This window comes from uncultured Muriicola sp. (assembly GCF_947258935.1).
GTDB lineage: Bacteria > Bacteroidota > Bacteroidia > Flavobacteriales > Flavobacteriaceae > Muriicola.
Genome location: NZ_CAMYKH010000007.1, coordinates 40,585 through 56,009, shown reverse-complemented (window position 1 = coordinate 56,009; position 15,425 = coordinate 40,585). Strand labels below are relative to the sequence as shown.

Genomic DNA, 15,425 nt, shown 5'->3' with positions numbered 1-15,425 from the left:
TTTTATTTCTTATATTTGAGCCGCCAAGCAAACGCCACCCATGAGTATCTTTAAGAAAATATTTTCTTCCGAAAAAAAAGAGAGCCTGGACAAGGGTCTTGAGAAATCGAAAACCAGTTTTTTTTCAAAATTAGGTAAGGCCGTTGCGGGAAAATCGAAAGTAGATGATGACGTCCTGGATAACCTGGAGGAAGTCTTGGTTACCTCCGATGTAGGTGTGGAAACAACACTTAAGATCATTGAACGTATAGAAAAAAGGGTCTCAGAAGACAAATACCTTGGTACAGATGAACTCAATGTAATTCTAAGGGAGGAAATTGCTGGGCTACTATCAGAGACGCATGTAGGGGAGGCTACAGATTTTGATATTCCAAAAGACAAAAAACCATATGTCATCATGGTTGTTGGGGTCAATGGTGTTGGAAAGACCACCACTATCGGGAAATTAGCACATCAATTAAAAAATAATGGATATTCCGTCATCTTAGGTGCAGCAGACACTTTTCGCGCTGCAGCCATCGATCAGTTGCAGGTTTGGGCAGACCGGGTAGATGTTCCTATCATTAAACAAAAGATGGGTAGTGATCCTGCTTCGGTGGCATTCGATACGCTTAGTGCTTCTTTAACACAGAATGCCGATGTGGTGCTTATTGATACTGCCGGACGACTACACAACAAGGTTAATTTAATGAATGAGTTGAGCAAAGTAAAACGGGTAATGCAGAAAGTAGTTCCTGACGCTCCTCATGAGGTACTGCTGGTTCTCGATGGCTCTACCGGCCAGAATGCCTTTGAACAGGCTAAACAGTTCACCAAGGCTACAGAAGTAACTTCTCTGGCGGTGACAAAGCTAGATGGAACAGCAAAAGGAGGTGTGGTTATCGGTATTTCGGATCAGTTCCAAATCCCGGTGAAATATATAGGAGTAGGGGAGAAAATTGAAGATCTACAGGTGTTTAATAAGTACGAATTTGTTGATTCCTTCTTCAGTTGAGGACATTAAAGATCATACCGTATTTTTTTATATTCCTACTGTCCCTTACAGTGCAGAGTCAGCTTATTCACCCAAAGGCCAGTCCTTTCTCAAAAATTACACAAGATATAGGATTAACTACCATTTTAATTGAGTATTCGCGCCCGGCTGCTAGAGGCAGACAGATATTCGGCAGGCTTGTTCCTTACGGCCGTATCTGGCGAGTTGGAGCAAATGAATCCACGAAATTTACCGTAAATAGTGAAATTGAGGTCCTGGGAAATACCTTGCTACCGGGAACCTATGCACTTTACGCCTTTCCGGAAGAATTTTCGTGGGAAGTTGTATTTCATAAGAATACATCTCATTGGGGCGACGGCCGCACCGCTTATGATCCTTCAGAAGATGCTTTTAGGGTGCATATAGAACCTGAAGAAAATTCAGAATGGCAGGAGAACTTCTTAATTTCATTCGATTCTATTTCTCATAACGGTGCCATAATGCAATGGAAATGGGGCAATACCACTGTCTCTATCCCCTTGGTAATTAATACACAAAAAGAGATGATGCATGCTATTGAGAAAAGCCTTGATGGTAATCCCAGCGCACAAACCTATTACGAAGCCGCAAGATACCTTCAGGAAGAAGAAATAGAATATACCAGGGCACTACACTACTTGGAAAAGGCAATAGTTATTGGAGGAGATACCTATTATTTTTACAGGGTTAAATCGCTGGTAGAGGCTTCCTTGAAAAATTATCAGGGAGCTATTAAATCGGCTCAACGCTCCTTGGTCCTGGCTCAGGCAGAAGGGAAGGATGAATTTGTTCGTATGAATCAAGAAAATATTGCTAGATGGAAAAAATTGAAATAATGCCCCGAAGTATCACTGTTTTAATGACCTTAGTTATTTCTCTCCTATGGATGGGAGGTTGCAAAAATGGGTCAACTGTAGATGAAAACGTTGTCTTATGGACTCCCTACAATGATTCTGCGGAGGTGGTGGCCAATAAAGAGCATGCAAAAACACGTATGCGCTATAAGTTGATACAATCTAAAGTCCTTGATAAAAATGAAATTTTCAGACCCTTATATCATGAAGTTTCTCAAGTTTCAGAGGAGGAGTATGAGCGATTAAAACCAATGATCCTTGAGCAGGATATCCCCAATATACAGGCCTTTGTTCAAGAGGGTAAATTAACATATGAGGAACTGGTCTTGTTTTATTTATACAGGATCTACAAATATGAATTGGATAATGAAACTACCTTAAACACTATCATAGCTCTGAATAAAGAAGTGGTAAATGAGGCGCGTAAAATGGATAAGGAAAGAAAAGAAGGTCACCACCCTATTTATGGAATGCCCATACTTTTAAAGGATAACATAAATACAAAGGGAATGAATACTACGGCAGGAGCACTGGTATTCACTGAAAATAATACAGATGATGCTTTTATTGTAGAACAACTCAAGGCAAACGGTGCGCTTATTCTGGGAAAGGTTAATCTTAGTGAATGGGCCTATTACCTCTGCGATGGCTGCCCGGTAGGCTATAGTGCCTTTGGCGGACAAACATTGAATCCTTATGGACGTAAGATCTTTGAAACTGGTGGTTCTAGCGCAGGAAGTGGCACCTCCATGGCCGCCAATTATGCGGTGGCAGCTGTTGGTACAGAAACTTCAGGTTCTATTCTATCACCATCGAGTCAAAACTCTGTAGTGGGACTTAAACCAACTATAGGTCTGTTGAGCAGAACCGGCATAGTACCTATTTCAAGTACGCTGGATACGCCCGGACCAATGACGCGAAATGTGACCGATAATGCGATTGTATTGGATGCATTAATGGGTAAAGATTCCGAAGATATAAGTTCTGTTCATAAAGACTTTGGAAAGAACTGGTTGCAAAACTCATCATCCTCGGAGATTAAGGGTAAGAGATTTGGAGCTTTTTCCAATTTATTGGAACGCGATAGCATTTACAAATTGACACTTGATAAAATGCAAGCAGCAGGTGCAGAAATAGTTGTGATAGAACCACCTGCTACGCCTCTTGATGGCTTTATCAGTATCCTTAACCTGGATATGAAGGTAGATCTGCCCGCATATATTTCCAAACATGTAGAGAATAAGAAGGAGATAACAGTGAAAGGAGTTGCCGATATCATGGAATACAACCTGCAGGATAGCTTAGTTCGTATTCCCTACGGACAGGGTAGGTTTAATAACGTTGTTTCGGATACCACCTCAATGGAGCAATTATCGATCATAAAAAGCAGTTTAGAAGCTCAGACAAGAAACTTTTTTAATGAGGCTATAGACAGCAATCAATTAGATGCCATACTGTCTATCAATAATTACCATGCGGCCTATGCCGCAGTTGCTAAATATCCGGCATTGACCATTCCAATGGGGTATAAATCAGATGGAGAACCCATTAGTCTTACCTTTATTGGGAAACAGTTTGAGGAAGCAAAACTATTGCAATTGGGCGCTGCCTATGAAAAGATCAATAGGGTGCGAGAAATTCCGGACGGGTATCGATAGAATAGCCTATTGAATTAATATCCAATTAGATCCCGCAGAACTCCCCAAAGTTCATTGTCAAAACTGGAAGGACCTGCCTGATCTTCACCGGCATCTTCGCCCATTCTGACTATTACCAACCCCTGGTCTGGAACAATATATAGTTTTTGGTCATTTTTCCCTAGTCCGGCATAGGTGTCAGGAGGGGCATTTGGAATAAGGAGCCCATTGAATTGTGTTTGTGAACCGGGAACCATATAACTGCCTTTACCATTTAACCACCATAAATACCCATAAGATAGGTTTAGATTCTGGGAGGTGGTGCTCATAGAGGTTATAAAGTCCATATCTCCAAGTATTACTGTATTTTCCCAGACGCCCATATTAAGGTTTAATAATCCAAAACGCGCCATACTTCTGGTATTACTGAAATAGACATTGTTTTTGCCGTTGGTGCTAAGCCAAAATCCGTTCATTCCTATTTTATCACGTAGTTCGGTATTAAAATACGAGGAAAAGGTAGTTCCTGCTGCAGCGCTTACAACACTTTCCAACAAGGTATAAGGCCCGTTGTGATATGCCCAGCGTGTTCCGGCATCAGCAGTATACCGGAGGCAGTCCGGGGTTACACAATCAAAGAAAAGATCGTTTAAACCGGAGGTCATCGTAAGTTGATTCCGAACGGTTATGGCATTTTCCTTTTCCGGTTCAGCGGAGGTCCATCCTTCGCCAAGGTATTGTGAACTGGGATCATCTATACTAAGGAGGTTATTTTCCTGAGCTATACCCACAGTAAAGGCGGTTAAAGTTTTTCCTGCCGAGGCCCAATACCAAATGCTGTCGCGGGTAAAGGATCCAAAATAGGTTTCCATGGCTATCTTCCCATTTTTAAGGATTATAAAGGCCTTGGTTCCTTTTTCTTCCAGTAGCGCATTAAGATTAGGAGTAGCATCGTCATTCCAGCCAAGTTCTTCGGGTGAAACGGTCTCCCAGGCAGAAGAAGTTAAGGGCGGGAAATATAGCGCAGGAGAAGGATCATCTAGAATGGGATCCTCACTGTCATCATTTGAAGAGCATGCTACCATTAGTAGTACGAACAGAAATAACGGAAGGTAGAATGTTTGCCTTATCATAATTGCCTAAGCTTTAGATCAATAATCTCACTTTAGGTTTAACGAAAAAAGAAAAGAAATCGTGTAAAGCAGGAAAATATGGTTTTCCTTACCGTATTTTTGCACCTCAATTATAATGAATGCGAACTAAAACGCTAAAAAAGAACAGGATAAATGTGGTAACCCTCGGGTGTTCCAAGAATGTGTACGATTCTGAAGTACTCATGGGACAACTGCGTGCCAATGACAAAGAGGTGGTGCACGAAGAAGATGGCAATATTGTAGTGATCAATACCTGTGGTTTTATTGCCAATGCCAAGGAGGAGAGTGTAAATACTATACTGGAATACGTACAGCAAAAAGAAGCAGGCATTGTAGATAAGGTGTTTGTCACCGGGTGCCTAAGCGAACGTTATAAGCCAGATCTGCAAAAGGAGATCCCCAATGTGGATGCGTATTTCGGCACCAGCGATCTACCAAATCTATTAAAGGCCCTGGAAGCAGACTATAAACATGAGCTGCTGGGGGAGCGTTTAACTACAACCCCTAAGAACTATGCGTATCTCAAGATCGCTGAGGGGTGTGACAGGCCTTGTTCTTTTTGTGCTATTCCTCTGATGCGTGGGAAACACCGAAGTAAGCCCATTGAAGAATTGGTCATAGAGGCAGAAAAATTGGCGGCTAAAGGTGTAAAAGAGCTAGTTCTTATTGCCCAGGATCTGACCTATTATGGCCTGGATCTTTATAAAAAACGGAATTTAGCAGAATTGCTCAAGGCGCTGGTGAATGTAGAAGGCATTGAGTGGATCCGCCTGCATTATGCATTTCCCACAGGGTTTCCTATGGATGTGCTGGAAGTAATGCGGCAAGAACCCAAGGTCTGCAACTACATAGACATCCCCTTACAGCATATTTCTGATCCTATCCTTAAAAGTATGCGCAGAGGGACCACCAAACAAAAAACAACCAGGTTACTGGAAGATTTCAGAAAGGCAGTTCCAAACATGACCATCCGAACTACCTTGATTGTTGGGTATCCCGGTGAGACAGAAGAAGATTATCAAACATTAAAGTCCTGGGTTGCGGAGATGCGATTTGAACGTTTGGGATGTTTTACATACAGCCATGAAGAAAATACGCATGCCTTTGCACTTGAGGATGATGTTCCTGAGGATGTTAAGCAGCAACGGGCCAATGAGATCATGGAGCTTCAGTCACAGATCTCCTGGGAATTGAATCAGCAAAAGATCGGAAAGACCTTTCGTTGTATCATTGACCGTAAGGAAGGAAATTATTTCGTAGGACGAACAGAATTCGACTCCCCCGATGTGGATAATGAAGTACTTATTGATGCCTCTAAATATTACATAAAACAAGGCGATTTTACTTCTATAACCATCACAGATGCTGCGGATTTTGATCTGTATGGAATACCGGAGAGAGCAGAGTAGTAAGTAAACCCACTACAGGACACACAGCGTTTTTATAGTTTACACGTTGGAGTAAATGGTAAATAAAAAGCGCTGAAGGAATGATCCTACAGCGCTTTTTATTTGTTATATATATATTACATTAATTTCCTTCACTCAAGGAAAAACTGCCATCTCCTATAAAGTTGGTCACTTCGATGGTCACGGTCCATATACCGGAAGTTCCGGCAGAGGTAACACCATCAATGCTATCAGGTTCTGTACCTCCCTGGATAGACCTGTCCAAAACCACTATTCCTTCGGAATCCTCTACGATCATCCGGAAGCTCCCTTCTGTGGTAGCTGTAATATCGGCATTGTAGTCTGCGGTACTCAGGTTGTTATTCCAGCTAAAAATACGGGTAGCAGTACCTCCGTTTCCGGTAAAGCTCGCATCAATATCCCCATTGAAATCCGACCGGTCCCCAACAGTAAAATCTGAAGGATCAGTTCTTAGCTGGGTTCCATTAACGGTTACCCTAACAAAGGCATCATCATCTTTACTACAGGATGTTACTAAAACCATAGCGGGTAACAGTAAGAACATGCACAGTGTTTTGAAATTGTTTTTTCTTGTCAAATTTTGAAAATACATAGTAATAATTTTTTAAGATTATATGTATAGAACAATTTTAACGGAAAAATTCTTGAAATATTTTTTATTTTTTTACACAGGATTTAAATGACTTAAGTAATTGGAGATCTATTCAACTAATTGTAATACCATTACTTAAAGGTAAACATTGGAGATCAGTCGCTCTACCGTGGGATGATCATTACCTCCTTTGGGTTCTATTGTAATATTCAATGATGCTGCTTTATCAATATAGGTCAGAGCAATGAGCTCTTTATCTGTAGGTAGTAACCCCATACTGATCATCTCCCCATCTACATCGGCCCACATCTGATATGTTTCCTCTTCTTTAAGTTTCGGTAACGCTTGTGGATTTACCCAAACGGACCTGTTTTTATGGTTTACATATGCCACAGCCCTGGCTTTCGGAGATAACTGATTTCCTTTTAATAGAAATGGGATGGCATCCTTACTATTCAAAACACTAACCATGGCCTGGGTCACTTTTACCTCGTTCGAAAGAGTTTGTACCTCTTCTTGCAATTGTTGTTGTTCTTGCTGAGCCAGGATAAAATTCTCTTGCGCTGATTGCCAACGGGTGTAAAAAAAGAAGGAGGTTAAGGCAAATAGTGCCGCCAAGCTGGCCGCTACGAGCAAGCGCATAGGATTAAAGGCGTTTTTAGGAGAATCTCGATGAAGTGGAATAGTAGTATCTTTTGCTTCGCTATCTATTGCTCTTACCAGTGAAGCACGTATACTTTCCGGAGGTGAAATGGCATTTTCCATGGCCATTTTTTCAAGATCGGATTCTAGCTGATGTAACTTCTCTTGTAAGACACTATCTTTTTGGATTTCCGATTCCAACAACAACCCCTCCTCCTGGGTTAATTCTCCCAGCAGGTATTGTGTTAACAGGCCTTTTTCTAAAATGTCCTTCCTATCCATATCCAATTACTTCAAAACATATCAAGATAAATCCAAGGGGAAGCTGATAATTCGTTCTTAGCTGAACTAGTGCCTGCCTTACATACGACTTAAAAGTCCCTAAAGGAACACCCATCATTTTGTGAGCTTCCCTATGGGTATACCCTTTGAAATACACCAACTCTATTACTTTCTGATGATGATCTTCTAAATTTTTCAGAACCCCATTCAATTCATCATATTCCTGGGGCAATTCCTCTTCCTTTATATTCTTATATACACTCATATCCTCATTTTGGATGAGGGTATCTGTTTTTCGTAAAGCATTCAGGGTTTTATTCCTGGCAATTCTATATGCCCAGGTGTAAAATTTGCCTTTAGAGGCGTCGTATTGATCAATTTTTTTCCAGATGGTCAAAAATATTTCTTGAAGAAGATCTTCTGATAATTCCTTATCCCTGCACATACGGATCACTACTCCATAGAGAGCCCCTGAGTACTTATCGTACAGGGCATAGAGCGCATTTTTGTCACCTTTTTTGAGGAGTTCTATATGGTGGTCATCATTCATAGCAAGTGTTAAAGATATGATAAAAATCTGCTTTTGTCATCCATACGGTCTGTACTGGTGTACTTACTAATGCATAGTGCAACTATTAGAAGTTTAACACAAAATCTAAAAAAACAAATCATGAAAAAAGTAATCTTTATTATTTCCGCTATTGCCTTGATGGCAATGACTCCAAAAGTAAATGCTCAAAACAATTCTCAGGACATCGTAGACATTGCAGTTTCTGTAGACGATTTCTCAACATTGGTTACTGCTCTAAAAGCAGCAGACCTGGTTGGAGCTTTACAAGGGGACGGACCTTTTACCGTTTTTGCACCAGTTAATGCAGGATTTGCAAAAATTGATGCGAATACTTTAAATAGCTTATTAATGCCAGAGAACAAAGAGCAGTTAGCCGCTATCTTAACCTATCATGTAGTATCCGGCAAAGTTACAGCTACAGACGTAGTGAATGCTTTGGAAGCAGGAAATGGAAAAGCGGCCCTTACTACTTTGAACGGGGGAACTGTAACGGCAGTAAAAAAAGACGGGGGAATCTATCTAATGGATGCCAACGGAAATTACAGCAAAATAGCTAAGACAGATGTAATGGCCTCTAATGGGGTGATTCACATCATCGAAGATGTGGTTATGCCACAATAGTTGGTTGGTTGTTGAAGTAAAGGCACTGTGCAAACGGTGCCTTTTTTATTTTAGGTAATTGAAAACATTATTTGTTAAAGCGGCCACCAGGTAACCAATGCTGTCTGTACTATAAAAAGTATAAAAAATGGGATCACCAGGTACCCCATGATATCTCGTGCCTGTATTTTTATACCAACTGCCATAATGGGAATGATCAGTAGTAAATAAAATGGCTGCATAAGGTTGGTTAGGCTTTCCCCATAAGCGATAGACATTGCGGTACGAGAGATAAGTGCAGACATTTCCTGAGGTGGAAGACCCACACCAATTTCTTGTACGGCTTTTATAATGGTAGGGCCAATAACCGCAAACTCACCTCCTGCAGAAGGAATTGCAAAATTAACCACCCCTCCCGCCAGGTATGAAAAAAAAGGAATACTGTCTACAGTAGCCACTGATGCCAACCAGTAGGCAAGTTTTTCCCCTAACCCGGTATAGATCATAATGCCCATTATTCCTGCGTAAAAAGGAAATTGAAACAAAATACCCGAAACATTTCCACTGGCCCTTTTCATGGCGATCACATAGCGCATAGGGGTGCGATGCAGCAATAAACCCAGCATCAGGAACAAAAAGATCATAATATTCAGATTAAGGTCGAATCCTTTGCTTATAAAATGAGATCCAAGGTAGATAGCTCCCAGGGCGGCAATAACATATTGCAGAAGACTGCTATTGTTCATCAGGTCCGATAGGGCCCTGTAAGGCAATGTAAGCAAGCGTGCTTCCTCATGGATTGTAACCGACCCTTGTTGTGTCTCCGGCTCCAACATGCTCTCCAGAGTTTGAATATCATCCGTCTTTGGCAGGAGAAAGCGCATGATCAAAGGTGCAATTAGGACAAAACTTACGAGAATTGCGATATTCAGTCCGGATCCAAGGGTTTCAGTAGTGGGGATAGTTGTGATCAGAATACCAGCCTCTATGATAAAGTTCCCTTCCGTATTTAGTAACAATGGAATTGAGCTTGATAGTCCGGTGACCCATCCTAGGTGTGAAAAATAAACACACGCAATCAGAAAAGGATAATTGATCCCTTTGATCCTGATGGCCAGTTCTCTGCCCAGAACGGCGGTTATGACCACCCACCCCCAGCTTATCATGCAAAGTAACGATCCAATAAAAACTACCAGAAGATATACCTGTTGTGGGGATTTTATCTTTTTCGCTAAGAGGTCGATCCCTTTTTTAACTGCGGGAGATAAGGCTATAGAATACCCTGTGATCACCAGCAAAACCATTTGCATACCAAACTCAAGCAACATCCAGAAACCGTCATACCACGATTCTAAGACCTCAAAGGGCGTAACATCTACCCATACCAATGCCAGGATGCCGGTGATAAGAGTTAAGGTAAGAGCAAAGACGAATGCATCGGGCATGTTCCTTTGAAAGATATCTGTAAACTTCTTCCCTAATTTTTGGATCATTTGAATTCTTTTTATCGTCTATAACTGATCTAATAAACTTGCTGTATCTAAAATGGCAGCAAATTCATCTTTTAGAGTGGCCAGGCAAATGTCATGCACCAGAGAGGCATCATACCTTCGTCCATCGTTTCCTAAGGTATCAAAAGTTGCCGTAGCATCTGAAATAATATAGGTATCATACCCAAAATTTCCGGCCATACGAGCAGTGGACGAAATACAGTGGGCAGTTGTTAAGCCAACCAAGACCAACTGCCCTATCCCTTCTTTTTTAAGGTACGCATCCAGTTCGGTTCCAATAAAAGCGCTGTTCACTTCCTTTTCAAATATAGGTTCTCCCTTATTGGGCCTTATGATCTCCTTAAAATCATTACCGGGAGTGCCTTTTGCCAGGGGAGATGGCGGACTTCCATTGTGTTTCACATGGATCACCGGGAGTTGATGCGCACGCCAATAGGCAAGTAGTTCTGCGGCCCGTTCTTCCGCCCGGGGATTATTCCGATTACCGCCGTAATACGCTAATTCATTCAACCCTTTTTGAATGTCGATAAGTAAAAGTGCCGGGTTATCACTTAGGGTCATAGTCTTATTGTTTATTTAAGCTCCTTCGGAAACCTTATAGATCACAGGATTAAATGCTTTGGATGCCACTACAACACTATCCCCATTGTGGAGATCCTTTATTTCTGAAGCATCGGCTACTACCTTAATAATAGTAGTATAAATAAGGACGGTTACTATATAAATGACATCTTGTTGTTCTATGGACAACACCGTTCCCGTAAATTGAAACTTTCCACTTAATTTCTTGTTCATAAAAATTTCCTGTGGCATACCTATTTTGGTTATCCTCCCTTGCTCCATTACAACCACGGTATCTGTAAGCTTCATTATTTCTCCAAGATCATGGCTCACAAGGATGGTAGTAAGTCCATAATTATTGTGCGCTTGCAGGATATAGTCCTGCAGTTTTGTACTAATTTGTGCATCTAAAGCCGCCAGGGGTTCGTCCAGAAGAAGTATATCGGGCTGTTGTACGAGTGCTCTGGCCAATGCAGCCCTTTGTTTCTGACCACCGGAAAGCGTATCCGGGGTACGATTTTCCAACGTGGATAGTTCCATAACTTCCATAAGTTCAGGAATCAGATCCTTTGTTTGTCCCTTTCTCTGTGCAAATTTCAGATTCTCCTTTACAGTCATATTGGGAAACAAGGCGTAATCCTGAAAAACATACCCAATATTGCGTTTTTGAGGTGATATATTGATCTTTCTTTCTGTATGATACCAGGGAATATCATTTACCAGGATACTTCCTTTGTCCGGGACTAATAATCCGGCCAGCATCCTTAGAAACGAGGTTTTACCTGCACCTGAAGGCCCGTATAAAGTAACAAAAGTACCTTTTGGGATATCGAGATCGATGCTGAGCTCGAAAGATCCATCTGTGGTCTTTAGGTGTTTTTGAAAGCTAAGGTTTATCATTTCCAAAATCGTTTTAAATAACCTCCATTGATAAGGTATACCAGCAGCAACATCCCAAAAGTGATCGCAAACAAGGTCAGGGAATAGAAATTGGCCGCTTCATAGTTTAGGGCTTCCACTTCATCATAGATAGCGATAGAGGCCACTCTTGTTTTACCCGGAATATTTCCTCCTATCATTAGAACCACACCAAACTCGCCAACAGTATGGGCAAAGGCCAAAACGATACCCGTTAAAAGAGACTTTTTGATATTGGGAAGTAAGACCTTAAACAAGGTAATATTTCGGGATTTCCCCATAACGGCAGCCGCTTCTGACAATGAGGAGGGGAGCGATGACAATCCCGCCTGTATTGGCTGCACCATAAAAGGCAGGCTATAGATCATGGAGGCAAGTACAAGACCTCCAAATGAAAATACCAATTGCAGGCCCAACCAGGAATTTAACCATTCACCAAAGGCATTATTAGGACTAAAGGCCACTAAAAAATAGAAACCAAGCACAGTTGGAGGTAATACCAAAGGCATACTAACCATGGTTTCTATGATGGGTTTAATTCTGGAGTTGGTTTTGGAAAGCCAATAGGCCAGCGGTATGGAAACTACCAACAAAGCAAGGGTTGTGGTAAATGCCAGTTCAAAAGTTAATAGAAGTGGTTCCCAATTCATAATGGCGACAACATTACTTCATTTAATTTTACCATGGCCATGATCCGCATACCAGGCTTTAATTTTAGTGCTAAAACTGCAGCGGTACTAATTGTTGAACGAATTTGTCCTGCTTCGGTTTGTATGGTCAGACAACTTAGCAATTGGCCTTGTTCTAGGGACTTGAGGGGGCCTAACATCTTGTTTTGTAAACTCACCTTATGATCGCTGTGATTGCCGATCACAACTTCTGTTTCTTTAAAAAGGATAGCTACATTTTTATTTTTTTCCAGATAGGGCGCACTTTTAGGAGTATCAATCACAATTGCCTTTATTCTTAAATCCCCAGACAATAACACCGTAACCAGGGAAAGATCTCCCGAAACTTCAAGATGCTCAATATGCCCCTCTAATCTATTCATGTACCGAATATCCAAATTTTTGCAGGATGTCTTTTCCTTCTCCGGAAAAAAGATACTCATAAAAGGCCTGAGCTCCTCGCTTTTTCGGCTTTTTACTTTTAGTTAATACAACACCTTGTGGCATTGGTGTATAGGCTTTCTCATTGATCCGTATCCATACACCTTTCTTGTTCATTGCCTGGCTCACAACAACAGACTGCGAAGTAAATCCAATATCTGCAGCTCCCGAGGTGATAAATTGGTTGGTCTGCCCAATACTTTCACCAAATACCAATTTATCTTGCAAAGATGTTGTTAATCCGTAGAAATCTAGTACCTCTATGGCCGCTTTGCCATAAGGTGCTGTTCTAGGATTGGCCAGGGCGATATGCCCAACGCTGTCGGTTTGCAATACTTCCAGGGAAGGCTTTAATGTTGAGGTGTAGCTCCAAAGTACCAGGGTTCCATAGGCATAGACCTTAGGAAGCTCGTAAGTTAGGCCAATAGCGTGAAGTGCTTCAGGATATGTTAGATCGGCCGAAAGAAATAGGTCATAGGGAGCGCCTTCTTTGATCTGAGCAAATAACTTTCCGGAAGAACCTAAGATCACCTCGCATGTATAGCCTGTATCTTTCTCAAACTGATCTGCCAATTCTTTTATTGCATACTGCATATTTGCAGCAACTGCCATTCGGACTATGGTCTCATCTTCTTTTGTTTTTTTACAACCAAATGCAATAATAGTAGCAACTAAACAATAAAAGAGGACCCTTTTATTCCTGCTCATAGAACCCTCAGGGTTTGCATTGCATGAGGTGGTATTTTTATTATGGTAGCTTCTGCTCCTACATAATACTGGTATGAGATTGCCTTATCACCCGGGTTCATCACTACAGTAATGAGGGAAGAATCCTCGTTGATAAATGAAGTGCTTAGCAATACACTTCTGCTGCTTACAGTGCTTACCCGCAACGCATTTGGTCTAACAAATTTTGAAAAGTGCCCAATATAATAGTAGGAGGGAGTATAGATCAGGGAACCCGCCGTTACATCTCCATGAATAGGAGCAAAACAAAAATTCCCAACATGGTTGGGGCCGCCACGTTCATCTAACAAGATATTCCAGTCTGTCCAACCTACAGTACCCTGATTAAAATCATTGATCATAGAACGACCATAGCGTTCTGCATTAGCCCAAAACTGATATTTTTCAGCCTTAAAACCTTCAACGCAACCCTCTGTAAAAAGCAGGTTTTTATCGGGGTAAGATTCCTTTATGGCGCCCAAATTATTGAACATAGGATCACCGCCCGCCCAGGTTTCATACCAGTGAAATCCTATCCCCCAGGCGTACTTTGCTGCATCAGGATCATCAAAAATGGTATTTGCCCTGTGAGTAATTAGGTCTCTGTTATGATCCCAGACCACGATCTTCTTGTCCCCCAAACCTTCTTTTACCATAGCAGGCCCTAAATGATTCTTTAAAAAATCGCGTTCTGCCTCTGCAGTATAGATACAAGATTCCCATCGTTGTACGGCCATTGGCTCATTCTGGATGGTAATACCCCATATGGGCATTCCTTCGGCCTCATAGGCCTTTATAAATTTTGTGTAATAAAGAGCCCAGGTGTCGTAATATTCCGGTAGTAATGTACCACCCTGCAACATATTATTGTTGTCTTTCATGTAGGCAGGAGGACTCCATGGGCTGGCATATAGTAGAAGTTCTCCCCCGGCAACCGTGATAGCTTTTTTTATCATAGGGATCCTGAATTGCTGGTCATGATCTATTGAAAAAGAAGCCAGTGTTTTATCATTTTCTTCCACATAAGTATAGCTGCCATTGCTAAAATCACAGCTGTGAATGGTTGTTCTGGCAAGGGAATATCCAATACCCTCTTCTTTGCTGTAGTAAGCTTTCAAGAGTTCTTCCTGTTGGGCTTCAGGCAATTTTGCAAAAACCTCGGCGGAGGCATCTGTAATAGCCCCACCAATTCCCAGGAATTTTTGAAAAGTTTTGTTCGGATTCACAAAAATGGAAACTTCATTCTCTAGCGGTTGCTTGCCCGCTGCAAAAGATAGATTTTCTGTCTTGCTGAGACGCAAATCAGTTTCACTTGCCGTGGTGTAGACCTCCAGTTTTTTATCCTTTGCGGAATACGGATTGGAAATAGATTCTACTGTTTCCGGCTCCAGGGTTTTTGTTTCCTTATCATTTCCACAGCTACTTAGTAAAAGGACCAGGATAATGATCGCGCAGAGCTTCTTCATAGTACTAAAATTTATAAATTATATTTTAAAGGTCACATATTTACAAATTGAAAGCTCGACAATGGGATCTTTTTTAGATCCATTGTTGTTTCATTCAACAAAATACCGTGTTCTAAAAAGGCCTTGAGATTCGCAAGCCAGAAGGTCCAGCCATTACTGCAACCAACATAAATGTTCATTTTATTTTTTTCATCTGTCGGTATATTGCTTTGTTTCAACATCACCAGTACATTATTTTTTTCTTCTTGCAAGGTAATGGTTACCTTACAATGACCTGCAAATGAAAATTCGATCTGATCGGTGCCGTTGGCCATTAGTATCTTGCCTGTTTCTTCCCCGTCCCAGTTATGCCATTTCCAG

17 protein-coding genes are annotated in these 15,425 nt (G+C 41.4%); 5 read left to right on the top strand and 12 right to left on the bottom strand.

Going from position 1 to position 15,425, the window contains the following annotated elements; all coding sequences use genetic code 11:
* Positions 1-40 precede the first annotated feature (40 nt).
* The 3 genes from ftsY to Q0X72_RS02215 are packed head-to-tail and all read left to right on the top strand — an operon-like array spanning position 41 to position 3,524.
* Positions 41-994 (top strand): signal recognition particle-docking protein FtsY, encoded by a 954-nt coding sequence (gene ftsY, locus Q0X72_RS02225; RefSeq protein ID WP_297761426.1) that lies wholly within the window; start codon positions 41-43, stop codon positions 992-994.
* A gap of 50 nt (positions 995-1,044) precedes the next feature.
* Positions 1,045-1,848, top strand: coding sequence for a DUF2911 domain-containing protein (locus Q0X72_RS02220; protein ID WP_297761423.1), 804 nt, complete (start codon positions 1,045-1,047; stop codon positions 1,846-1,848).
* Complete coding sequence (locus Q0X72_RS02215; RefSeq protein ID WP_297761420.1) at positions 1,830-3,524, top strand: amidase family protein; 1,695 nt, start codon at positions 1,830-1,832, stop codon at positions 3,522-3,524. Before Q0X72_RS02220 ends, Q0X72_RS02215 begins: the two co-directional genes overlap by 19 nt.
* A 14-nt stretch (positions 3,525-3,538) precedes the next feature.
* Here Q0X72_RS02215 and Q0X72_RS02210 read toward each other — a convergent pair whose 3' ends face one another.
* Positions 3,539-4,636 carry a serine hydrolase gene (locus tag Q0X72_RS02210; RefSeq protein ID WP_297761417.1) on the bottom strand — a complete coding sequence of 366 codons (1,098 nt, stop codon included), beginning with the start codon at positions 4,634-4,636 and terminating at the stop codon, positions 3,539-3,541.
* A gap of 119 nt (positions 4,637-4,755) precedes the next feature.
* Here Q0X72_RS02210 and rimO point away from each other — a divergent pair, with 119 nt between their 5' ends.
* The gene (rimO, locus tag Q0X72_RS02205; protein ID WP_297761414.1) at positions 4,756-6,066 is read left to right on the top strand and encodes a 30S ribosomal protein S12 methylthiotransferase RimO; all 1,311 of its coding nucleotides are present in this window, start codon (positions 4,756-4,758) and stop codon (positions 6,064-6,066) included.
* A gap of 121 nt (positions 6,067-6,187) precedes the next feature.
* Here the strand turns inward: rimO and Q0X72_RS02200 are convergent, their stop codons facing one another.
* From Q0X72_RS02200 to Q0X72_RS02190, 3 genes are all read right to left on the bottom strand, one after another.
* Positions 6,188-6,631, bottom strand: coding sequence for a hypothetical protein (locus Q0X72_RS02200; RefSeq protein WP_297761411.1), 444 nt, complete (start codon positions 6,629-6,631; stop codon positions 6,188-6,190).
* Between the two features lie 183 nt (positions 6,632-6,814).
* Positions 6,815-7,603, bottom strand: coding sequence for an anti-sigma factor (locus Q0X72_RS02195; RefSeq protein WP_297761409.1), 789 nt, complete (start codon positions 7,601-7,603; stop codon positions 6,815-6,817).
* Positions 7,596-8,153, bottom strand: coding sequence for an RNA polymerase sigma factor (locus tag Q0X72_RS02190; protein WP_297761406.1), 558 nt, complete (start codon positions 8,151-8,153; stop codon positions 7,596-7,598). The genes Q0X72_RS02195 and Q0X72_RS02190 overlap by 8 nt, the downstream gene beginning before the upstream one ends.
* A gap of 120 nt (positions 8,154-8,273) precedes the next feature.
* On the opposite strand from Q0X72_RS02190, the gene Q0X72_RS02185 reads away from it, so the two are divergent.
* Positions 8,274-8,795 carry a fasciclin domain-containing protein gene (locus Q0X72_RS02185; protein ID WP_297761403.1) on the top strand — a complete coding sequence of 174 codons (522 nt, stop codon included), beginning with the start codon at positions 8,274-8,276 and terminating at the stop codon, positions 8,793-8,795.
* 74 nt (positions 8,796-8,869) lie between these two features.
* On the opposite strand, the gene Q0X72_RS02180 is transcribed toward Q0X72_RS02185, so the two are convergent.
* From Q0X72_RS02180 to Q0X72_RS02145, 8 genes are all read right to left on the bottom strand, one after another.
* The gene (locus Q0X72_RS02180) at positions 8,870-10,267 is read right to left on the bottom strand and encodes a TIGR00366 family protein (protein WP_297761400.1); all 1,398 of its coding nucleotides are present in this window, start codon (positions 10,265-10,267) and stop codon (positions 8,870-8,872) included.
* Between the two features lie 18 nt (positions 10,268-10,285).
* Positions 10,286-10,846, bottom strand: coding sequence for a cysteine hydrolase family protein (locus tag Q0X72_RS02175; RefSeq protein ID WP_297761396.1), 561 nt, complete (start codon positions 10,844-10,846; stop codon positions 10,286-10,288).
* Positions 10,847-10,861: 15 nt separating this feature from the next.
* Positions 10,862-11,746 carry an ATP-binding cassette domain-containing protein gene (locus Q0X72_RS02170; RefSeq protein ID WP_297761393.1) on the bottom strand — a complete coding sequence of 295 codons (885 nt, stop codon included), beginning with the start codon at positions 11,744-11,746 and terminating at the stop codon, positions 10,862-10,864.
* Complete coding sequence (gene modB, locus Q0X72_RS02165; protein WP_297761390.1) at positions 11,743-12,414, bottom strand: molybdate ABC transporter permease subunit; 672 nt, start codon at positions 12,412-12,414, stop codon at positions 11,743-11,745. The genes Q0X72_RS02170 and modB overlap by 4 nt, the downstream gene beginning before the upstream one ends.
* Positions 12,411-12,815 (bottom strand): TOBE domain-containing protein, encoded by a 405-nt coding sequence (locus Q0X72_RS02160; protein ID WP_297761387.1) that lies wholly within the window; start codon positions 12,813-12,815, stop codon positions 12,411-12,413. The genes modB and Q0X72_RS02160 overlap by 4 nt, the downstream gene beginning before the upstream one ends.
* The gene (modA, locus tag Q0X72_RS02155; protein WP_297761384.1) at positions 12,808-13,581 is read right to left on the bottom strand and encodes a molybdate ABC transporter substrate-binding protein; all 774 of its coding nucleotides are present in this window, start codon (positions 13,579-13,581) and stop codon (positions 12,808-12,810) included. Before modA ends, Q0X72_RS02160 begins: the two co-directional genes overlap by 8 nt.
* Positions 13,578-15,065, bottom strand: coding sequence for a glycoside hydrolase family 30 protein (locus tag Q0X72_RS02150; RefSeq protein ID WP_297761381.1), 1,488 nt, complete (start codon positions 15,063-15,065; stop codon positions 13,578-13,580). The genes modA and Q0X72_RS02150 overlap by 4 nt, the downstream gene beginning before the upstream one ends.
* A gap of 32 nt (positions 15,066-15,097) precedes the next feature.
* On the bottom strand, positions 15,098-15,425 hold a 328-nt coding region (locus Q0X72_RS02145), incomplete at its 5' end, for an SRPBCC domain-containing protein (RefSeq protein ID WP_297761378.1).